Origin of the sequence: Pantoea sp. B566, assembly GCF_024793925.1 — a bacterium.
In the GTDB taxonomy this organism is placed as follows: domain Bacteria; phylum Pseudomonadota; class Gammaproteobacteria; order Enterobacterales; family Enterobacteriaceae; genus Pantoea; species Pantoea ananatis.
In genome coordinates, this window is record NZ_JANUQL010000003.1 from 2,808,181 (window position 1) to 2,829,796 (window position 21,616).

The following is a 21,616-nucleotide window of genomic DNA, read 5'->3' on the forward strand; positions in this document are numbered from 1 at the left end:
AAAATCAGGCGAAACAGCGCTTCGCCTGTGAATGTCCGAACATGATCAGAACCGATACTGCAAGCCTGCTGTCACAGTGTAGTTATGGTTAGCAATACCTGCCGCATCGCCGTCAATAGTCCCTGACTGGCCGCTGACGTTATCAAAAATTTGTGTGCTCCCTTTGCCTTCTTCGTATTTACTGTAGGTAAATTCAGCAAACACTTTGGCATTCGGCGTAACGTAATAACCTGCGTCAATGGAGGCACCGTAGTAACGCGAACTTGATGTTTTTTCACGGAACGTTAACTGGCGAACATAATGTTCGTCATTATCATGGGCGTTAACCCAGTCGCTGAATTTAAGCAGAGTACCGAATTCAAAGTTATTTATTCTGTAGCGCCCAGTCAGTCCTACATACGGCATTGAAAAGCGCTGACTGTAACCGATGCCAGTTTGATCGCGTGGAAAATCACCGACCAGAGTACCATTGTTGTAATCAAATGAGCCGCCAATAGCAGTCCAACTGAAACGGGTCTCCTGATAGCCAGCTACGGCGCCTACTCGATAGTTATCTCCCTGTAGGAACCACCCTTTCAGATTGAGGTCATACTCATTAGCATGATTCATGCGCGTATAAGGATGTGAAGAATGATCGGTCCAGTTCCCTTGATTACTGTCTTGCCAGTCGTAATCGTCCAGACGACCCGAACCAGTGGCAAGCGAAGTCCATCCCCGTGCATTAAGCGTCAGGAACGAGTATGCATCCCAGGAAATGTCGCCCTTCAAAATAGCCACATTTTTGATCTTCCAGTCCAGTTGACTGATTTTACGACCCGTATCGGGGTCGTAAACAAGCTCCCCAGCTTTTCCACCCAGCATACCTGTTGAGGCAGATACACTAAGACTCTCAGCGGAGAGATTAGGTGTAAATGACGTTTCTTCGGCCTGAACACCTACTGCAACCCCTGCCATCATCACTGCAAAAACACTCTTTATCATTTTTATCACCCTGTTTTTTTATTAAAAAACCCTGAAAATCAGTTCCAGAATAAAATAGAATTATCTGATTAAACAAGTGAAAAAATTATGAAGCTTCGTAGAATTTAATACCGCCTAAATGAGGTAAGTCATGATAAAATATCTGTACTAGCTCGTTATTTCACGTCCAGAATGAAGAGTTAAGGGTGTGAGTGTTACAATTCTATCCTGGTCTGGCTAAAGAGAAATACGCTGATTAATTGTCGGCGTTTTTCCCTAAGATCGCGAATCTTATTAGGCGCCCGGTTGTAGATTTACTCATGAAATGCAGTTTTCTTTGGTAAATTAATTTGCGGTAATCTCAGTTTTACTTCATTGATTTGAAAATAAACTTCACAAGCTCCCGTTACCTGGAAAAGATCTATACCCAATTGTTTAATATATGCATTCCTCATCGGTGCTCCTCATAGGCGCAGCGCACGTAAATGTGCAGTAACGACTGTCGCCATAAGCACCAGATTACACCAGGCCATGTTATCCTTATTGACTTGATTAAGTCGTCGAATGTAAGCGAATTTATTAAGTGATTACTCACTAAAATCTGCTTTGAGAGTCATTGGTCTCATTACGATTGTTGACGATAGCGGTTATCATCGTTGGCACCATGACATAATAAAATATAAACGGGGGTTAAACAGATGTGGGGAGAGATCTATTGATTCTCCTCTAATGATAGGTTTCTGGCGTTTGAACTTATCTATAGAGAGGTTTTTTTGTTGAATTTACACATTATCAAATGTCTTAAAATAAGTGTATTTTTAGCATGGCTATGGTGATTGAAATAAAAAATTATTTCTTATCTTCATTCAGAGGATTAACCTGTGAGTAAATGCTCAGCTTCGGTATGCATGGAAATATTGAACTCAGTAGTCATGTGAGTTTACTCAATAGTGTACGGGAGATACCTCGTGCTGCCTTTCCCCTTTACACTCCGATCCGGCAGACACCTTAAAGTATTAGCGCCTCAAGCCGATACTTTATGCGCAACTGGCGAAATCCGTCGCCGGTATTATGTGACCCCCATTCGGGGCTCAGTCAACATAAGGAGCAACTGCATGGATATTCAGCAACTCACAACGCTGTCTGCAGGGTTGGAGCAATGGCAGGCACGTGGTGAAGCCAATGCGACGCTGTTAAAGAAAACCCTGAACCAACAGGCAGATACCATCACGACATTGGTTGAAGGCGTCACCGCGCTTCCTGCTAACCCGGCGGTAGGGCGCAATATCAACACCACCGCCTGACGGATCCCCCGGGCGGCTTTTGTTGTGTCGCCCGTTTTAAATGCACCACGCAATCAATTGTTTTGCGTTGAGTGTGCCCGGCTAACCGCCTTCTCAACGCCTCCATGACAAGCAACTCATCCCTCATCCGCTTTCTAAAACCTGCTATGGCAACCATTACCCATGTTCTTCAGTCAATCCGGCAGAACCCAAAACAGCAAAGCGCTATCAGTGCAATAGATAGCATGATCACAATAACGGCACTTATTGTTAACTATGTATTAATAACATTGGTTATCATTATCCCCATCGAAAGCGAACCGCTTTCCCGCTTACAAGATAAGGAACAGGATTATGAAAACCATGAAAACACTTTCACTTGCCGCCGTTGCTGCGCTCTCACTGATGTCAGCTTCCGCTTTTGCGCAAACCGTTACCGCCACCGGTTCAACGCTCGATGGCACAGAAGCGAAAATTGCTGCCCAGGCTGAGCAGCAGGGCGCACAGTATAAAATCATCGAAGCCAATACCAACGATCGTGTTCACATGACTGCTGAGCTGTATAAATAACAGCGTTATGTTGAGCAAAGCGAAAGAGCTGCCTGATGGCAGCTTTTTTTTTGGGTTTTATCGCGGACGATGAGAACGTCTTCTTTCGCCGATAGCGCTATTGACCTGAAGTGCACATGTTTCTCAGCACAATGACAGTTTTCCCCTTTTAACGCGGTCATCAGGCAGCGCTGCGTCCGGTATTCAGCCCTGTATCGAAGTTATTAACCTTGTCACAATCTGTTGCTTGTTTATCCGCCATTGTCTCAAGCCCGTTCTTTATCCTGCCGATAACTCATCCAGACCACTCAATATGGCAGTATAAAAATGACAATATTAAAAAAACTATTTTCTGTTTTTCCTAAACACCAGCATAAACACGCCGCCGATTCGCTCAGAGCACTGGACGATGCGGTTCCGATCATCGAATTTACCCCAGATGGCATCATTCTTCGCGCAAATGCCCTGTTTCTGAGCAAGATGGGTTACGACGCGAAAGAGATTGTGGGTCGTCACCACAGTATGTTTTGCCCGCCATCAATGGTGAACTCAGCCGAGTACCGCCAGTTCTGGCTGCGCCTTGCCAGCGGCAAGAGCTTTAGTGGTAAATACCTGCGCCTGGGCAAAGACAGCCATCCGGTCTGGCTGGAAGCCAGCTATGTGTCAGTAAAAGACAAACATGGCCGCGTCATCAAGGTGATTAAGCTGGCAGCAGATATCTCCGAGCGTATCAGTGAGGCACAGCAGCAGGATGCGCTGGTGCAGGCCATCAGCCGTTCAATGGCGGTCATCGCGTTTAATAAAGCCGGTGAAGTGCTGGAGGTAAATGAAAACTTCCTCAAAGCAACGGGCTACAAGGCAGACGAGGTACTGGGCAGGCATCACCGGATGTTCTGCTCTGAGGAGCTGCGTAACAGCCAGGAATATCAGCAGTTTTGGCAGCGTCTGAATCAGGGAGAATTTTTCTCTGGGCAGTATCCGCGGCTCAATCGTAATGGCGAAACTATCTGGCTGCGCGCAACCTATAATCCGGTTTTTGATGCAGAGGGGCGGATGTACAAGATTGTCAAATTCGCCAGTGATGTCACCGAGCAGGTATTGCAGAACCAGCAGGAAAATGAGGCGGCTCAACACGCGTGGAAGATGGCGCAGCAAACCCGCGAAAGCTCGGTAACGGGCGCGGATGTGATTGAAGACAGCGTCAGAACGATGGCCGAAATTGCGAAAGAGATGAACAGCGTATCCGCAGATGTCTTTGGCTTAAACGGACAGTCGGATCGTATTGCTGATATGGTACATACCATTCGCAACATCGCCGAGCAGACGCGTTTCATCGCCCTGAATGCGGCAATTGAGGCGGCCAGGGCCGGCACGTCTGGACGCAGTTTCGCCATTGTGGCAGCTGAAGTCCGGACCCTGGCGGCCCGAATTAATGAAGCAACCGAAGAGATAGGGCGCGTGGTGTCCAGCAATAATCAGCTGGCCAAAAAGGTGCTGGAAGATATCGAAAATAACCTGAAAAACACGGCTCGCGGCGTTAATTTGATGCGTCAGGCCGGAGAGGTGATAGCCAGCATTCAGAGTAATTCAGCGCGAGCCGAGGAAGCGGTCAGAAACGTGTCTCGTTCAGCGTCACCGCGTGTCGCGTAGTTTTTGTTATGCCGGATCGCCTGTTTGCACGGGCGATCCCCCTTTTGACCTGCCGTTTTCTGTTACCCGTCCCGTCAACATTTCACTTTGTTTGCCGCCATTCGATAAGGCACTATGAGTTCCCTCTGTCTTTGCTTCTCCATCGTTGAAAGGAACGTCAGCCGCTATGCCCGTTAATTTCGATCTTAACGATCTCTATGCGTTTCGCGCATTGGTCGAATATGGCAATTTCCGTATTGCAGCGGAATCCATCTGCCTGTCTCAGTCGGCGCTGAGCCGCAGGATCGAGAAGCTGGAAACGGCACTGGGAATCAGGCTGTTTGACAGAACCACTCGCCGGGTCACGCTGACGCTTTATGGTCAGACGTTTGCCGCACGTTCAGAGCAGCTTCTGATCAACTTTGAAGAAGTTATGGCGGATATCAGTAAAGTCAGTCAGGACAGAACAGGCCTGGTGACGGTGGCCACAGTGCCGTCTGCTGCCTATTACTTTATGCCGGATGTGATCCGCCGCTTTCAGGCCCGCTATCCCAGAGTACGTGTCAAAATTATTGACAGTAGCGCAGGCAACGTCATAGAGGCCGTCACCAGCGGTCAGGCAGATTTTGGCATTTGCTTCTCGGGTAATCCGCCGCCTGACACTGAATTTTTACCGCTGGTTGAGGATGTTTACGTGGTTGCCTGTCGGCACGATCATCCTCTTGCCAGCCGTAAAAGTCTGACGTGGCAAGAGTTTTATCAGCAGGATTACGTGGGGCTGGATAAAACTTCAGGCAATCGTAACCTACTTGATTCCGCGCTGGGCCATGTCGTTCCCGCGCGTCCGAGTATCTGCGAAACCCGGCATGTCACAACCATGTTAGGGATGGTTGAAGCGGGAATCGGCATTGCTGCCGTTCCCGCGATGTCGATGCCGTCATCAGGCCATTCGGTGCTGGTTCATCTGCCGCTTACCGATCCGGTAGTGAAACGCACCGTTGGCCTGATCCGGCGCAGCGGACGCATTCAGTCCTACATTGCCGCTGAACTGGAAAAGCTAATTACTGAACGGTATCACTCTGCTTAGCAGGCTGCTGCGCTTTGACCGAGTGCAGGCCCGTGGCATGGACCACTTCCTGAGCCGGAGCTGACGCCAGGAAATCAAGTAGCGCTTTGCCTTCCTCTGGATGCTCAGCTTTGGCTGGCACGGCGCCGGCAAATCGGGTGATGTACTGCACGTCGTCAGGCAGTTCGCCTACAAAGGTCACGCCCGGCACCGGCAGGAGCTCACTCACCTGCTGGAAGCCCAGCGCATAGTGGCCTTTTGCCACTTCAGACGCCACCGGAATGCGCTCCACCTCGTGGGCTTTGCCTTTGACCTTGTCTTCAATGCCTAACTTTTTAAACAACTGATTGCTAACGTATTGACCGCTGGCGCTGTCGGAATAGGCAATGGATTTAGCATTCAGCAGGGTTTTACGCAGTGTGTCATCCGTTTTGATATCGGGTTTGGCATCTCCCTTCTTCACCACAATGCCGATCGGCGAATCGGCCAGCTCAACGCGTGAACCTGGTTTGATCCACCGGTCTTTTTCCAGCTGACTGAGCGCATCGCCCACCATAATCACCACGTCGGCTTTTTCCCCGCGCGCCAGTCGGTTGGGGATCGCCTGCGGGGTTTTGCCCATGGAAGGCCCGGACACCAGAATAATTTTATCGCCACTTTTCGCTTCAAACTGAGGCGTCAGTTTTTCCAGCGCGGCTTTGAAGCCGCCAGAAATCATCACGGTCACATCTTTTGCCAGCACCGCGGTGCTGACCGACGAAAGAACCAACGTGGCAAGGAGTGAACGGTAAATTATTTTCATTATGTAAGCCCTGACTTAATGTTTAACGGCGGTTTGCAGATTGACCGTGCTGCGACGGTACAGGTACAGCGTTGCCAGTAAGGCGCAGACGGCAGCGAAGCTCATCCAGTAACCCGGAGAGGCTTTATCGCCGGTGTACTCAATTAACGCTGTTGAAATCACCGGCGTGAATCCGCCAAAGATGGCGGTCGCGAGGCTGTAAGCCAGTGAAAAGCCTGCTACTCGCACCTCAGCTGGCATGATCTCGGTAAGTGCCGGAATCATCGCGCCGTTGTACAGGCCATAAATAAATGACAGCCACAGCAGGACAGTGAGCATCATGGAGAAGCTGGGGGCAGCAGCCAGCATCGTCAGGGCAGGATACGCGGTCGCCAGCGCGATCAGCGTCATGCTGACCAGGACGGGTTTACGTCCAAAACGGTCAGACAGCGCTCCGCCAACCGGCAGCCACAAAAAGTTAGAAATGGCGACCAGCAGCGTAACCAGCAGGCTGTCCGAGGCGCTGAGCATCAGCACTTTCTTGCCGAAAGTAGGCGCATAAACGGTGATCAGATAGAACGCGGTGGTGGTCATCGCCACCATCAGCATGCCGGCAATCACAACCTGCCAGTTGGCCAGAAGGGTTTTAAACACGTCGCGCATCGCCAGGTGATGACGACGGGCGTTAAATTCCTGGGTTTCTTCGAGCTTGCGGCGCAGAAAGAAAATGAAAGGCACAATCATGCAGCCAAACAGGAACGGAATGCGCCAGCCCCACTCACGAATCGCGCTTTCTTCCAGCACGGCATTCAGGGCAAAGCCCATCGCGGCGGCAACCATAATGGCAACCTGCTGGCTACCGGACTGCCAGCTGGTATAAAAGCCTTTACGGCCCGGCGTGGCGATCTCAGCCAGATAAACGGAAACGCCGCCCAGTTCGGCTCCGGCAGAGAAACCCTGTAACAGGCGGCCGGTTAACACCAGCATCGGTGCCCAAAGCCCAATGCTTTGGTAAGACGGAATCAGGACGATCAGGAAGGTGCCCGCCGCCATAATTGACAGGGTAACAATCAGACCTTTACGTCGGCCGACCTTATCAATGTATGCGCCCAGCACCACAGCACCAATGGGGCGCATCAGGAAGCCTGCGCCGAACACGGCAAAGGTCATCATCAGTGAGGCAAATTCACTGCTCGCAGGAAAGAAGGTGTGAGCAATATAGGTGGCATAAAAGCCGAACAGGAAAAAGTCGAACTGCTCCAGAAAGTTGCCTGAGGTAACACGTAATATGGCGCCGGTTCGGGCGCGGGTGGTCATAGGTGAAGTCGAGGAATGCATCGGTATCTCCAGTTTATCATTGACGCTTTTTGCCGCGTCTGTTGCTGAAGACTGGATCAGGAAAATAAAGTAAATAAGCGCAATAAACTCATCGACTAATGCGTACTGTGCATCAATAACCCTAAGCCATTACCTGAGGCTATGTGTAACAAGCCTTTAACAACATGGCGGGATAAACGGTCACCGGTAAACACGGAAAAACGGAATGCGTGTTTTGTGACAAGGTTCATACGGGTTTTTGAAGGCGACCGGGCAGCGTAACGCGATTGTCAGGTTTTATCGGGCGTGCCGGGCGCTGGCCTGGCAGGAGCTAAACTCGCAGCCCGTGGACCTGATCTCCCGCCCTTACCTGAGACCGCCAGACCACAGGGGATGACAACATGCCGTTGCAAAGCGCCAATGCCGATCGGCCCTATACGGGAACCTCCGATCGGCAATGGGTTATCGTTGTTGGAGACAGAATGCGCGTCTGTCATCCGCAGGATGAGATCACTGTTCGGGTTATGCCTAAAACCAGGCTTCCCACATCGCGCCCAGATTAAAGTCGTCCAGTATTTCGTTCTCCCTGCCGTTCACGCGAGCGGTGCGCGCATTGTCCACTTTGCCCCCGGTGACATAGAAGCGCAGCATAGGACGAAACTCCGGCCCCATGGCAATGGCGATATTTTGCGACAGAGTCAGCTTCCAACCATGGTTACTGCCGCCTTCATCGTAGTTAACGCGCTGATAACCGGCTTCCAGCCAGGTGGAATGGACGTCATTCCAGAAATACATTGGGCGGACAATCGCGGCGTAGTTCTTCCGGTTATCGCTTTTCAGCCGACTGTTATCGTAGTCGTGATAACCCAACAAATACTCGACCTGTGCCTGCGGGCTAAACAGATGCTTACCCTCAAAGCTGGTATACACAGTGCTGAGGCCCTCGGTTTTGCTGTAAACGCTGTTATCCGAATTGTCAGAATAGCGGGCAATCACTTTATTCACGCCATGGTCGTTAGTGTGGCTCAGTACAAACGCACCCTGCCAGGCTTTCAGGCGGTCTTCACTCTCTTCGGCTTTAGAGTCGAAACCGTAATTAGCGTACAGCTCCAGATCGAGTGCGCCCAGCTTGATGCCGTGAATTTTAGAGGTGGCAGCGTAGTTGCCTTTATCCCCGGTACCTGAACCTCCCGTACAGGTGATGCGCGAGGGATTAGACTCATCGCTGAGCACTTCAGGGCTACAGGATTCCACGGCAGCGACGGCGGCCACGTCAAATTTTATCCCGCCCACATCGAAGTTCTTCACGCCCGCGCCCTGGCCATCATGGTTCATCCAGAAATAATCATTGATGTTCTGCTGCGGGCGCTGATGAAAGTCCCGTCCGGCCCAGAGGTAGGCATCAGGATTTGATGCCAGCACATTCGTCACGCCGGCATAGGCCTTTTTCAGATTCACCTCGTCGCCCCAGTGATCGATCATCACATTGACATCCCAGATAGCCCCACTTTGGCTTTTAAACGCCTTGGAGAGCTGGAATTCGCCACCGTTGCCTTCGTTGCCCAGACGGCCAATGCCGGAGGCACCGTTATAAGAACCGTCCACGGCTACATATTTCTGATCGCCGCTTTGATAGTGCGCACCGTAGCGCGCATAGCCGCTGAACGTGACGCCAAAGGGGATTGCCATATCCGGTGACTGGGCCGGGCTTTGCGGGTCGGTCACCACGTCCGTTTTTTTCGCTACGGCTGCATCCATCTTCGCCTGACGTTCGGCCAGGGCTTTATCAACGGCTTTGGCGACGATGGCGTCGATCTGTTCCTGCGTAAACTCCTGTGCAACGGCGACGGCAGGGCACAGCGCGGCTATCACCGCCAGAGGTAATGGAAGTTTTCGAATAATATTCATGGCTATCTCGTTTGCACAGCGTTATTCGGGTTGATGATGTTCAACCCGAATAACGACGTGTGTTAATGATCAGACAATAACCATCCTGCGCGGGTTTATTGATGACCAGGGCAAGTTGATTTTTATATTATGTTATTTCCAGAGGTTTTTTGTTTTTCAGCCGATCTCCTGTCATGTTTTTTTATTAACGCTGGTAGAGATAAACAATTTCTTCTGCCAGTTCACGAGCCAGCATTGAGGTCATTAAATGATCCTGAGCATGGACCATAATTAAGGTCATTGGCTGGCGGGCTTCACCTGCATCCTGCTCTATTAATCGGGTTTGCATTTGATGCGCGGTGCGGGAATAGTCGTCGGCCTCCTTTAGCCGGGCTTTTGCCTCATCAACGTCACCCTTTCGTGCTGCCTGAAGGGCTTCAAAGCACAGGCTGCGGGCATGCCCGGCATTGACAATAATCGTCATTACCGCGTCTTCAAGTTCAATCATGATCGTCGCTCTCAATTAAAACCGTTATTTTCGGCAACCTCAGCAAACCATTTGCCACTCTTTTTAATCGTACGTTTTTGCGTGGCTAAATCTAACTGCACAAAACCGTAACGATTTTTATAACCGTTTAGCCATGACCAGTTATCAATAAATGTCCACATATGATAACCCAGGCAATGACAGCCTTCGCGAATCCCTTTATGCAGCCATTTAAGATGTTCGGAAACAAATTCGATACGATAATCATCCAGAATTTCACCGTTCTGAATAAATCGCTGTTCATTCTCAACGCCCATACCATTTTCAGAAATAAAACAGCGCGGGTTTCCATAATTAACCCGCAGGTTAGTCAGAATATCGTAAATACCGGGCGCGTAAATTTCCCATCCACGATACGGATTCATCTGACGGCCTGGCATTTCATAGTGGTCGAATAACCACTCCGGCATAAAGGGCGCTTCAGCATTGACGGCGCTGTCCCGACACTTCACCCGGCGCGGCTGATAATAGTTCACGCCCAGAAGGTCGATAATGCCGTCGGCAATCAACGCAGCGTCGCCAGGCTGGCAGCGCGGAAGCTGGTGGTACTGACTCAGTAAGCTCAGCAGATCCACGGGATATTCTCCCTTCAGAACCGGATCCAGAAAGCTACGGTTAAACAACAGGTCAGCATGATGTGCGGCTTGCACATCGGCCGGATTCGCCGATCGTGAATAGGACGGCGTGAGGTTCAGCACCACACCAATGTCACCGTCGTAGCCGCCGTTACGCCAGGCGCGTACTGCCAGCGCGTGTGCCAGGACTGTGTGCAAGGCCACGTTAGCCGCTCGTCTGAAGTCCACAACGTTGGGATAATGAAAATCGTACAGATAGCCACCTTCGACCGGCACAATCGGTTCATTGAAGGTAAACCAGTGTTTCACCTTATGGCCGAACAGCGCGAAACAGCGCTGGGCATAGCGGCCAAATGCCTCCACAACCTCACGGTTCTCCCAGCCGCCTTTGTCCTGCATAGCCAGAGGCATATCGAAATGAAACAGGGTGATAAACGGTGTAATGCCCTGCGCCAGTAATGCATCGATGACCTTGTTATAAAAAGTCACGGCGTCAGGATTCACGGCGTCAGTGCCGTCTGGCATCAGGCGCGCCCAGCTCAGCGACGTGCGAAAGCTGTTGTGCCCTAACTGCTTTAGTAATGCGATATCGTGCTGCCAGTGCTGATAAAAGCCCGAGGTGTCTTGTGGGCCAATGCCTTGATGGAAACGGTGAGGCTGTTGTGCAAACCAGCGATCCCAGGTGGTAGGGCTTTTACCGCCATTCAGGCTGTCCCCTTCGGCTTGTAACGCCGAGCTGGCGCTGCCCCACCAGAAATTTTCAGGAAAACGGTAGTTCATTTTATGGGCTCCTTAAGCCTGTGGATGACCGGGCACGGGTTGGCCTGCAGGGGGCGCATCCTTGATTTTTTTCTCTTCTGCTTTAATCAGGCTGCGTTCATAGGCACGCAGGAAGGGTAAGTACATCAGCGCCGACATCAGCATACAAATCAGGCACATCACCAGCGGGCTTAGCGCCCAGTTAGCGGCCCAGGAGGCACCGATCGGGGCGGGCGTGGTCCATGGCGTAAGCGAAACCACCTGGGCGATCCAGCCGAGTTTCGTGGCGGTATAAGCCAGCACGGCATTAATCATTGGAACGCAGACGAAGGGGATAAACAGCAGCGGGTTCATGATGACCGGCGCACCAAACAGGATGGGCTCATTGATATTAAAAAAGCTGGGCACCACGCCCATTTTGCCAATGGTGCGTAAATGTAGCACCCGGCTACGCAGCAGTAAGAAGGCCAGCGGTAAGGTGGAGCCCACTCCGCCAATCAGCAGGTAGTGATCCCAGAACCCCTGTAGATAGACATGCGGCAGCGCGGCTCCCGCCGCCAGGGCGGCCTGGTTAGCAGAGAGGTTAGCCATCCAGAAGGGATTCATAATGCCGGTGACGATCAGTGCACCATGAATACCGGCAAACCAGAAAATCTGACACAGCAGGACGGAAAGCAAAATGGCGGGCAAAGAGTCCGAAGCCGAAACCAGCGGCTCCAGCAAATGCATGATCGCCTGTGGCATAATCATGCCGGTTTGCGCTTCGATAAACAGGTTGAGCGGATGTAACGTTGCGATAATCACCAGTACCGGGATCAGAATCTCGAAGGAGCGTGCCACGCCGGTAGGCACTTCTTTCGGCAGGCGGATCGTGACATTATTTTGTTTTAGCCAGGCATAAACCCGGGTGGCGTAAATGGCGGTAATCAAGGCAGTAAAAATTCCCTGACCGGAAAGATACTGGGTAGAGATCTTTTCATCCGCATAAGGCGCGGCCACCAGTAAAAACGCCATAAATGCCAGCAAACCCGACATGATGGGGTCCAGATTAAACTGGCGGCCCAGGCTGGCACCAATCCCGACCGAGATAAAAAAGGTCATAACGCCCATGCTGAGATTAAACGGCAGCATCAGCTGTTGGCGATAAGTGATGGAAAAGTCCAGCCAGGCACGGGCAACGCTGTTGGTGGTGTCCGCTGAAAACGGCGGGAAGATAAATACCAACATAAACGATCCAATAATCATAAACGGTAGCGCCGCCGTAAAGCCGTCACGAATCGCTATCACATACTTTTGCTGACCTAACTTTCCGGCGAGTGGCGTAATGGACTGTTCAATTACCGTCACCATCGACTGATATAACGAACTCATAATGACACCTTTCTAGTGTGCCGCTTCAATAAGCGACAGAGCGTAATCCAGCACCTTGTCACCGCGTTGCATGCCGTAGTCCGTCATATTGATGGCCTGGACAGGAATGCCGTGGGTGGCAGCTTTTTCTGAGAGCGTGGTTAACATGTACTTCACTTGCGGACCGAGCAGAACGACCTGATAGTTTGGAAACTGCGCATCAAATTCGGAAACGCCCCAGGCATCGATCTGCACACTCAGCCCGCGCTGGTTCGCAACGTCGACCATCTTGCGGACTAAAAGACTCGTGGACATTCCTGCTGAACAACACAACATAATCCTGATCATGAGTAACCCTCCTTTGCGTATAAAACGTGTTACAGACGTGATTTGATATGATACGGAAACCGGTTTCCATTTGATGCAAACGGAAGTGTGACAGGCATCATGATCCCCGTTAAATAAACATTTTTCTTACGATTCAGATCACGTAATTTCAAGTTATTGTCGATAATTGAGAAGAAATGGAAAATCGGTTTCCATGAAAAAACGAAAAAGCTATACTGCCGGTGATGATTATTTGAGCCGCAGGATTAGGGCGTTTTTCAGGGATTCAGCGGGGTTTTCAGGGGAAAAGAATGTCTACTATCAACGATGTATCGCGTCTCGCGGGTGTGTCAAAAGCCACGGTGTCGCGCGTGTTGAGTGGGTCACGCGGTGTAAAAGAAGCCAGCCGCGTTGCGGTATTAAAAGCGGTGGATGAACTCAGTTATCGTCCAAACGTGATCGCTCAGTCATTACTCAGTCAAACCACCGGCTGTATTGGCGTAATTTGCGCACAGGACAACATTAACCAGACCACCGGTTACCTCTATGCGCTGGAAAAACACCTCAGCCAGCACCAAAAACACCTCTTGCTCCGTTTCGCGAACAGCAGGATGGAAGTGATGACCTGTCTTGATGAGCTGACCTGTGGGTTGTGTGACGATGTATTGATTATCGGCGCGCGCTTCCCGCTGAACCTGAATCAAAAAAACGTTATCCTGGTGGATTGTCTGGAAGCCGGGGACGACGTTAACAGCATTCAGTTCGATCACGCCTTTGCCGCCGAAACCGCCTGCAACTACCTGATAAGCCAAAATCGCCGACAGATTGCTCTGATTCATCCTGACAGAATGGGATTTTCCGATCGGGTTCTGTTGGGTTATAAACACGCGCTGGAAAAAAACTTTCTGCCGTTTAACCGCAACCTTGTGTTTATGGACGCCACATCCTCCTCGGTAGCACTCCAGGAGTTGCTGAATAACGCGTCCACGCTGAATTTCAGCGCATTGCTGGTGGCGGATGAACAACAGGCGCAGAAAGTCATTCCCCAGTTGCAGGCGTTCAACAAAAAGGTTCCCGACGACATTATGGTCTTCAGTCTGGCGGGCTCGTTGAACTTGCCCGGCATTCCGACTATTCCGGCGATTGAGTACTCGATGGACGCGATGGCAGCGCGCATCGTTAAGGCACTGACTGAACAGACGCGTAGCGTACTGGACTCCTATGTCATGCGGGGTGACCTGATTATCCCTGACTTTCGCCAGCGCTGAGCGCCCTTAGTCCGTTCGCTGCTCTTGTTGTTCAATAATCGCCAGCGCCAGTCCCGTTGCCGGTGCAAGGTGCGACGTCAGAAAATGTACCTGAGTGTGAGCGGCAATGAATGCCAGCTTGTTGGCCTGGGTTTGATTAAGTACGGCCTGACAAAATGTTGGGCTGACGCTCCAAGGGCAATCAATGATGATGTTGGCCGGATTGAGCAACAGCATGATCTGGCTGAGCGCGATACCCAGATAGTTTCCCGCCAGTTGCATCACTTCGTTTACCACGTTAGGCGCGCTGTCGCGGTTGTGCCAGGTCAGCCCCGGCTGACGCTGGGCCAGCTGTTGATTAATGGCAGGTTTACTGATCATGGCTTCCAGACAACCCTGACGGTTGCAGCTACAGCGAGGCCCGTTCGGCTGGACAGTGAGGTGGCCGGCTTCGCCCGCCGTCCAGCTGTTGCCGGTAAAAACGACACCGTGCTGTACCAGTGCGCCGCCAATTCCTTCGGCAATTCGTAAATAAAAATGCCCGCTTTCGGCGGGCAAGTTGAGTTGTTGCACAGACAGCAGCGCAGCGGCTTTAACGTTATTCATAATGCGAATCGGTAATCTGATCTGTTTACGCAGGTTGCTCGCCAGATCAACGTCCTGCCAGCCCAGATGGGTAGATAAATGCATCCAGCCCCGTCTGGGATCGACGACGCCAGGAAAGCCCAGCCCGATGCCCAGCAGGCCCGGCCAGGATTCGGTGAGTTTTTCACATAAGGCGGTCACCTCCGCTAACAGTGGCCCCGGTCGGCTGGTATCTGTCCGCAGGGTTTGTTCCGCCAGGGGTTGAGAGAAATAATCGCAAACCTGCCAGTGGATCAGGTTCTTTTCCACCATTATGCCGGCGCTGACCAGCTTTTCCGGACGCAGGGTAATCTGGATTTTAGGGCGACCTGCCGCAGAGACACTGGCTTTTCCCAGCTCCTGCACGAGATCCTGTTCCAGCAGATCATCAATAATCTGCGACACGGTATTTTTACTGATTGCCAGGATGTGCGCGAGGTCCTGCCGCGACGTGATACGGCGCTGGCGCAGTTGCGCCATGACCCGCTTTTGATTATTCAGCCGCATTAATGCAGGCCCTTTGCCAGTCACTTTCATGGCGGATTACCCCAGGTGTGGAAATCGGCAGCAGATTTGCCACCAACGATGAAGTCTTATTAGTTTGATGTCTAATCAAAACTTAGCATCGTGCAGATAAGCCTGCCAAACGGCGACGGCCTCAGGGCGAGAGAATTAAGTCAGAAATGGGTGCCAGGCCACAGGATTGTATAACGGTAAGGTAAAGAGCTGGCCCGCGTTCGCGGGCAGCCAAATCAGTATTCATCACCGCGAACGCGGCTACGGTAGCTTTCCCAGTCAAAGCGAACCCACAGGCTATTGCCCAGCCGCATGCGATCCATAACGCGTTCACCCAGCAGCGCATTCATCCCGGCGTGATCGAGGTTAGACAGCATGCCCGTCGGGCGTTTCGAGGAGGAACGGCGGTCCACAATCTGGTTAATAATCACTTTCTCGTAGCGCGATTCACTCTGCATACCGATCTCATCGATCACCAGCAAATCAACGCTGCTGAGATCCTGAATCAGCCGTTCTTCCGTAATATTGCTGCTGCCGCTGAAGGTGCCCTTCATGCTCGACATCAGATCTGCCACCGTGACGATTAGCACGCTCTTGCCACGTAAAATCAGATCGTTACCAATGGCGGCTGCCAGGTGGTTTTTGCCAGTGCCTGGACGGCCAGAAAAAACAAAGCTGGCAATACTGCCATCAAATTCGGCCGCATACTGGCGAGCCAGTTCCAGCGCTTTGCGTTGGCCTTCGTTTTCAACCCGATAGTTATCGAACGAGCAGTTGATGTGTAGCTCGCGAATGCCGGAACGGCCCATGATGCGCTGCATTTTCATCGCACGATTTTCGCGCACGATAGATTCTGATCGCAGACGGCCCTGTTCCTGATTCCAGGCCAGTAATTCTTCACCGTTTGTGAACTTGGGTCGGGTACCCGCGGGCATCATTCGTTTCAGACGGTTAAACAGATCGTTCGGCGTTTTCATTATTCACCCCGGAAACCATCAGGAATTGTGCTGTCAGGATTTGGCAACTGTGTAATGTCACGTCTGGGTTGTCCGCCATTGGCCGCCCGATTCATTTGCAGGCTGCGTGCCAGCTTCTGCTGCCACTGCACATGATGAAACAAACGCCCTTCCGCCTGCCAGTAGGCCACAAAGGCAGCCAGTTCAGCTGGCGTCACCGGTTCGCTTAGTGCAACGCCCCAGATGGCCGCCTGTCGCGTAAAGTCAGCGTCCGGCTGCCAGCCATCATACATGGCGAATTTACCCACCGGCGTATGCAGCGTAGCAGAAACATCGTCATACAGGCTGTCGTCCAGCGCCACATCACTGGGTTGCTGGGCGGCGGCCTCAAGTGCCAGTAGCCGCGCGAGGCGCGCTGGCGTAATGGCATACATTACGGGCGTATAATTTTCCAGCACCGCCAGCGTGCCGTCTTCAGCCTGCTGCAAGGCGCTGAGCGGATCCTGACGGAAAGCCTCAAGACCAATAAGCGTTGACGTTAAGATTTTGACTGACATGAAAAGACCTGCGGTTAACTTACACCGAACACCGGATAAAATTTCCAGTGCAGAAGCGGATATTGTACCTTTTTTAACGCGCGGGATCGCTGAAAAAGCGTTGAGGTTTTCCACCCAACCGGATGCGTTCACACAATGGCTGGGCGGACGTGGCGTAAGCTGTCTTACGCTTTTAGCGACGGGTTTGCCACAGATAGCGGAGCCCGGCCAGCCAGCACAGGCTGTAGCCCAGTAATTCCACGCCTTCTTCGGCCATGTTTTTTACGCCACGATTGTAGTGATCGGGCATCAGGTGAGACCACAGCGTGTTCATCCCAAACAGTCGGGAAAAAACCAGCACGATCATCAATCCGGCAGCCATAACGGGCCAGCGGTTGTGCCTGAGGAGATCGGCCAGCGCGCTCAGGGTCTGCTTTGGGGTACGCATGGCCACCGCTAAACTGCCCAGCGCGATCGCCAGCGCAAACCACACCCAGCTACCATGACGGATGAGATCGAAGAAAAAATCCAGTTCACGAATAAGCATGCAACTGTAAAAACCGGCAATTAGGGTTAATCCACCGCGTTGTGCAGGCCGATGACGGGCGGCAATAAAAAACAGTGCGGCAAGACTGAATAACAACAGTTCCTGCGCGGTTTCGGTAAAAGACGCTTCGTGCAGCGCATTATTCATCCAGACCACATCGATATAGATGGGGCCGATCATGAAGGTGATAAACAGAGAAGCAAAAAGAAATACGGTGAGCTCACGCCCAATAAGGATGACATTGTTACGCATGGAGTTACCTGAAAATGACTATCGTTATCATTGTATTTACATTCGTTATCGCTGCCTTCGCTTTTTATGCGTGATCGGTTCAGCTAAATGCATGACTGCAACGGATAACCGAAGCGGCCTCGCAATTTACTGTGACTCGGGTTCAAATGTTGGAGGATTCCCTCTACTATCGAGGCAATAAACATGGCCTGGCATAAAAGGAAAAACACGATGCAACGATGTGGCTGGGTAACGCAAGATCCTGTCTATCTGGCGTATCACGACGACGAGTGGGGCAGACCACAGAGGGATAAGCAGGCGCTGTTTGAAATGCTCTGTCTGGAAGGCCAGCAGGCTGGGTTATCCTGGATTACCGTACTGAAAAAACGCCAAAATTACCGCGCCGCGTTTCACCAGTTTGAACCGCAAACCATTGCGCAGATGGACGAACAGGATATCGCCCAACTGATGCAAAACAGCGGCATTATTCGTCATCCCGGAAAAATTGCGGCCATTATTGCTAATGCCCGGGCGATGTTGGCAATGGAAGCAAAAGGGGAGGATTTTGCCCACTTTGTATGGCAGTTCGTTGATAATCAGCCTGTCGTCAATCATGTTGCCGATTACAAACAAAGCCCCACCACCTCTGCGCAGGCTATCGCGCTTTCAAAAGCGCTAAAGACCCGTGGTTTTAAATTCATCGGCCCGACAATTTGTTATTCATTTATGCAGGCCTGCGGCCTGATAAACGATCATCAAACCAACTGCTTTTGTCATCCTGACAACATTTAACGTCGATCCTTTACAAAATAAGACATTGTCTCAGGATTTTCCTCACTTTTGCGCGGCATAATCAATGCCAACCGGGGACAAGGTGCCTCGTTGTGATGAATCTAAGGGACAAATAATGCAGAAAAAGTTAATTGCTCTCACCCTGCTGTTGAGCGGTAGTTTGGTGGTATCAGGTTGTACAACTAATCCTTATACCGGTGAGTCTCAGGCGGGAAAATCCGGTGTAGGCGCAGGTTTGGGCGCATTAGTGGGTGCTGGCGTTGGCGTGCTTTCCTCTTCGAAGAAAGATCGGGGCAAAGGTGCGTTAATCGGTGCAGCAAGCGGCGCGGCGTTAGGCGGCGGCGTGGGCTATTACATGGATGTTCAGGAAGCGAAGCTGCGTGACAAAATGAAGGGAACCGGCGTTAGCGTTACGCGTCAGGGCGATAACATCGTGCTGAATATGCCGAACAATGTGACCTTTGATTCCAGTAGCAGCAGCCTGAAACCGGCGGGCGCTAATACGCTGACCGGCGTCGCTATGGTGCTAAAAGAGTATCCTAAAACCGCCGTGAATGTCGTGGGACACACGGACAGCACCGGCTCGCGTGCTTTAAATATGCGTCTGTCGCAGCAGCGTGCAGAGAGTGTGGCCAGTGCGCTGATCGTTCAGGGTGTAGCCAGCAACCGCTTGCATACCCAGGGGGCAGGTCCAGACAGTCCAGTTGCAACCAACAGCACTGAAGCCGGTAAGGCGCAGAACCGCCGCGTTGAAATCACGCTCAGTCCGTTAAATTGATCATCTCGCCCCCGTTGTCGGGGGCAAAGTCAGACTCGCTGTCCTTTTTTCGACGGCTTTTGGTAATAAAATGGGTAAGGTTTCCAGTTGGGAACCTGCGCACGGTGCCTGTCAACGCTTTATGCCAGAATGGTTCAAATTGAACAATGGATAACGCATCATGTCACTAAAAGCCATTGCGTCAGTACTGGGTCTCTCCGTTACCACAGTGAGCCGGGCACTCAACGGCTATGATGATGTGGCAAAGCAAACGCGGCAGCGCGTGGAAGAAGAAGCGCAGCGGCGCGGCTACCGTCCCAACGTTGCAGCGCGACGGTTGAAAACCGGCCGTGCCAATGCGGTTGGCCTGGTTTATCCAATGACCACACCCGCTTTCAACGATACGCACTTTAACAAGATATTACTGGCGCTCGATCAGCGTCTTTCCAAACACGATATCGATCTCGTGTTGTTAACAGATAAACCGCATGACGGGCAGCGTTCACTGATTCGCATGCTGCGCAGCCGGGCAGTGGATGCCATTGTTGTTACGCACACGTCACCTCATGACGCGCGCCTGCTCAGCCTGCAGCAGAAAGGCGTGAGTTTTCTTACGCTGGGACGCAGTGATTCAGAGCAGAATCATGCCTGGTTCGACGTTGATAACGCCGCAGGTTCGGCACTGGCGGTAAAACACTGCCTGGCGCTGGGTATGCAACGCATCGCCTGGCTCGGGGGCAATACAACCTGCACCTTTGTGCGCGATCGTCGCCAGGGCTACCTCAACGCAATGGATTCCGTACCGCCCTATGCCACGGCGGTGGTTGCGCCGTTGCGCCGGGCGGGCTATCAGCAAACCACAGACTGGCTGGAACAGGGGCTGCAACCTCAGGCCATTATCACCGATTGCAGCGCCCTGGCGGAAGGCGCGCTCGTGGCCTTACAGCAGGCGGGCCGCCTGGAGGGTGATACTGCTGTTGCCTTAGTGGCATGGGATGGGCTGCCGGTCGACGCCATTATCGAACATCCGGTTATCGCCATTCGGCAGGCCAGCGAGCAGCAGAGAGGCGAGCAGGTTGCGATGATGGTGATGCGGCTGCTGGAAGGAGCACCGCTGGCGGAGTTACAAGTACTGTGGCAACCCTGGCTGCAATTTCCCCAGTAACGCGAACGTTTTTGCCATGTTGTATGGCTGTGGTAGTCTCGCGGGATGCTTAATTTGCGGAATACTTTATGAAAATCAGGCCGCCTCGCGCCACTATCAGCGATGTTGCTCATGCGGCAAAAACCGGTAAAACCAGCGTCTCGCGCTATTTAAACGGCGAGCAACATCTGCTTTCTGCCGATTTAAAAATGCGCATCGAGCAGGCGATTAGCGATCTTAACTATCGGCCAAGCCAGATGGCACGTGGCCTGAAACGGGGGCGTACCCGACTCATTGGCCTGATCATCGCCGATATCACCAATCCCTATTCTGTAGACGTCATGTGTGGCATTGAAGCGGCCTGCCGTGAATGTGGCTTTACGTTACTGATGTGTAATACCAATAACGAAGTCGATCTGGAGCAACATTACCTGCAATTGCTGAGCAGCTATCAGGTTGAGGGCATTGTCGTTAACGCCGTTGGCATGCATGAAGCGGTACTGAGCCGACTACAACAGTCTTTACTGCCCATGGTGCTGATCGACCGAAAAATCCCTGATTTCCCCTGCGATGTGGTCGGGTTGAATAATGCCGAAGCGGCAGAAACGGCCACAGCCCATCTTATTGACAACGGTTATGAGTCGCTGCTGTTTCTCAGCGAACCCTTAGGCAGCGTGAATACGCGCCGGGAGCGACTGCAGGCGTTTCGGCAACGTCTTGCTGCACATCCCGCAATCGCCCATGAGAATGCGGAAGTCGCGCTGCACCAGCCCGGGATAATGGATAAGATTCTGCGCGACTTTCATCAGCGGCACGCGGGAAAACGCTGTGCGGTAATGGTAGCCAATGGCGCCCTGACCTTGCAGGTGGCTCATTCTCTGCAGCGTCTTGCCCTGCGCTGGGGTAGAGATATTGGCCTGTTAGGGTTTGACGAGCTCGAATGGGCTGCGTTGGCTGGCGTCGGTATTACCACCTTAAAGCAGCCCACCTGGCAAATCGGTTATCGCGCGCTCGAACGTCTTATATCCCGTATTGAGGGGCACGACCATCCACCTTGTGAACAGGTTTTTTCAGGCGAACTCATCGTGCGCGGTTCCAGCCAACGCCTCGGCTGATTTTCAGACTCTTCCCTTCGATTACGTGCTCGCTTCGTGAGCACGATCATACTTCCGCATTTTGCTACTTTGCTTTGGAACCGGTTCCATTTAACGTTTTTATAACGTTAATGCAGATTTT

General features: G+C 51.9%; 21 protein-coding genes. 9 read left to right on the plus strand and 12 right to left on the minus strand.

The genetic code is table 11. The features are described 5' to 3' along the window. Positions 1-45: 45 nt before the first annotated feature. On the minus strand, positions 46-981 hold the full coding sequence (locus NYE92_RS14860; RefSeq protein ID WP_014332947.1) for an omptin family outer membrane protease: 936 nt from the start codon (positions 979-981) through the stop codon (positions 46-48). Positions 982-2,075: 1,094 nt separating this feature from the next. On the opposite strand from NYE92_RS14860, the gene NYE92_RS14865 reads away from it, so the two are divergent. The 4 genes from NYE92_RS14865 to NYE92_RS14880 all read left to right on the plus strand — a co-directional run bounded on the left by NYE92_RS14865 (position 2,076) and on the right by NYE92_RS14880 (position 5,508). Further along, the gene (locus NYE92_RS14865) at positions 2,076-2,264 is read left to right on the plus strand and encodes a YjfB family protein (protein ID WP_014332946.1); all 189 of its coding nucleotides are present in this window, start codon (positions 2,076-2,078) and stop codon (positions 2,262-2,264) included. A 333-nt stretch (positions 2,265-2,597) separates the two neighbouring features. Continuing rightward, complete coding sequence (locus NYE92_RS14870) at positions 2,598-2,813, plus strand: YdgH/BhsA/McbA-like domain containing protein (protein ID WP_013023962.1); 216 nt, start codon at positions 2,598-2,600, stop codon at positions 2,811-2,813. A gap of 306 nt (positions 2,814-3,119) precedes the next feature. Beyond that, positions 3,120-4,442, plus strand: a complete 1,323-nt coding sequence (locus NYE92_RS14875) for a PAS domain-containing methyl-accepting chemotaxis protein (protein ID WP_014332945.1) — start codon at positions 3,120-3,122, stop codon at positions 4,440-4,442. 166 nt (positions 4,443-4,608) lie between these two features. After that, positions 4,609-5,508 (plus strand): LysR family transcriptional regulator, encoded by a 900-nt coding sequence (locus NYE92_RS14880; protein ID WP_014332944.1) that lies wholly within the window; start codon positions 4,609-4,611, stop codon positions 5,506-5,508. Here the strand turns inward: NYE92_RS14880 and NYE92_RS14885 are convergent. The 7 genes from NYE92_RS14885 to NYE92_RS14915 all read right to left on the minus strand — a co-directional run bounded on the left by NYE92_RS14885 (position 5,483) and on the right by NYE92_RS14915 (position 13,051). Further along, on the minus strand, positions 5,483-6,289 hold the full coding sequence (locus NYE92_RS14885; RefSeq protein ID WP_014594946.1) for a substrate-binding domain-containing protein: 807 nt from the start codon (positions 6,287-6,289) through the stop codon (positions 5,483-5,485). The two genes, NYE92_RS14880 and NYE92_RS14885, sit on opposite strands and share 26 nt — an antisense overlap. A gap of 15 nt (positions 6,290-6,304) precedes the next feature. Continuing rightward, a complete protein-coding gene (locus NYE92_RS14890; protein ID WP_014594947.1) occupies positions 6,305-7,606 on the minus strand; it encodes an MFS transporter in 1,302 nt (433 codons plus the stop codon). A 507-nt stretch (positions 7,607-8,113) separates the two neighbouring features. Beyond that, positions 8,114-9,493: a carbohydrate porin gene (locus tag NYE92_RS14895; protein WP_259019115.1), complete on the minus strand. Its 1,380-nt coding sequence runs from the start codon at positions 9,491-9,493 to the stop codon at positions 8,114-8,116. 184 nt (positions 9,494-9,677) lie between these two features. Then, entirely contained in the window at positions 9,678-9,980 is a 303-nt protein-coding gene (locus NYE92_RS14900; protein ID WP_014332939.1) for a PTS lactose/cellobiose transporter subunit IIA, read from the minus strand. A gap of 11 nt (positions 9,981-9,991) precedes the next feature. Next, the gene (locus NYE92_RS14905) at positions 9,992-11,374 is read right to left on the minus strand and encodes a glycoside hydrolase family 1 protein (RefSeq protein WP_019104660.1); all 1,383 of its coding nucleotides are present in this window, start codon (positions 11,372-11,374) and stop codon (positions 9,992-9,994) included. 12 nt (positions 11,375-11,386) lie between these two features. Then, positions 11,387-12,724: a PTS cellobiose transporter subunit IIC gene (locus NYE92_RS14910; protein ID WP_013023971.1), complete on the minus strand. Its 1,338-nt coding sequence runs from the start codon at positions 12,722-12,724 to the stop codon at positions 11,387-11,389. Between the two features lie 12 nt (positions 12,725-12,736). Continuing rightward, positions 12,737-13,051, minus strand: a complete 315-nt coding sequence (locus tag NYE92_RS14915; RefSeq protein WP_013023972.1) for a PTS sugar transporter subunit IIB — start codon at positions 13,049-13,051, stop codon at positions 12,737-12,739. A gap of 290 nt (positions 13,052-13,341) precedes the next feature. On the opposite strand from NYE92_RS14915, the gene NYE92_RS14920 reads away from it, so the two are divergent. Then, a complete protein-coding gene (locus NYE92_RS14920) occupies positions 13,342-14,298 on the plus strand; it encodes a LacI family DNA-binding transcriptional regulator (protein WP_014594951.1) in 957 nt (318 codons plus the stop codon). Between the two features lie 6 nt (positions 14,299-14,304). Here the strand turns inward: NYE92_RS14920 and NYE92_RS14925 are convergent, their stop codons facing one another. The 4 genes from NYE92_RS14925 to NYE92_RS14940 all read right to left on the minus strand — a co-directional run bounded on the left by NYE92_RS14925 (position 14,305) and on the right by NYE92_RS14940 (position 17,708). Beyond that, on the minus strand, positions 14,305-15,438 hold the full coding sequence (locus NYE92_RS14925; protein ID WP_013023974.1) for an ROK family transcriptional regulator: 1,134 nt from the start codon (positions 15,436-15,438) through the stop codon (positions 14,305-14,307). 215 nt (positions 15,439-15,653) lie between these two features. Next, complete coding sequence (gene dnaC / locus NYE92_RS14930; protein WP_013023975.1) at positions 15,654-16,394, minus strand: DNA replication protein DnaC; 741 nt, start codon at positions 16,392-16,394, stop codon at positions 15,654-15,656. Continuing rightward, on the minus strand, positions 16,394-16,930 hold the full coding sequence (dnaT, locus tag NYE92_RS14935) for a primosomal protein DnaT (RefSeq protein WP_014332936.1): 537 nt from the start codon (positions 16,928-16,930) through the stop codon (positions 16,394-16,396). The genes dnaC and dnaT overlap by 1 nt, the downstream gene beginning before the upstream one ends. A 172-nt stretch (positions 16,931-17,102) precedes the next feature. After that, complete coding sequence (locus tag NYE92_RS14940) at positions 17,103-17,708, minus strand: hypothetical protein (RefSeq protein WP_014332935.1); 606 nt, start codon at positions 17,706-17,708, stop codon at positions 17,103-17,105. 210 nt (positions 17,709-17,918) lie between these two features. Between NYE92_RS14940 and NYE92_RS14945 the strand changes: the two genes are divergently transcribed. The 4 genes from NYE92_RS14945 to NYE92_RS14960 all read left to right on the plus strand — a co-directional run bounded on the left by NYE92_RS14945 (position 17,919) and on the right by NYE92_RS14960 (position 21,495). Further along, positions 17,919-18,479 carry a DNA-3-methyladenine glycosylase I gene (locus tag NYE92_RS14945; RefSeq protein WP_024472034.1) on the plus strand — a complete coding sequence of 187 codons (561 nt, stop codon included), beginning with the start codon at positions 17,919-17,921 and terminating at the stop codon, positions 18,477-18,479. Positions 18,480-18,594: 115 nt separating this feature from the next. Further along, positions 18,595-19,257, plus strand: coding sequence for an OmpA family lipoprotein (locus NYE92_RS14950; protein WP_105079926.1), 663 nt, complete (start codon positions 18,595-18,597; stop codon positions 19,255-19,257). Between the two features lie 160 nt (positions 19,258-19,417). Next, a complete protein-coding gene (locus NYE92_RS14955) occupies positions 19,418-20,401 on the plus strand; it encodes a LacI family DNA-binding transcriptional regulator (protein ID WP_259019117.1) in 984 nt (327 codons plus the stop codon). Positions 20,402-20,469: 68 nt separating this feature from the next. Next, positions 20,470-21,495: a LacI family DNA-binding transcriptional regulator gene (locus tag NYE92_RS14960; protein WP_013023981.1), complete on the plus strand. Its 1,026-nt coding sequence runs from the start codon at positions 20,470-20,472 to the stop codon at positions 21,493-21,495. Positions 21,496-21,616: the final 121 nt, after the last annotated feature.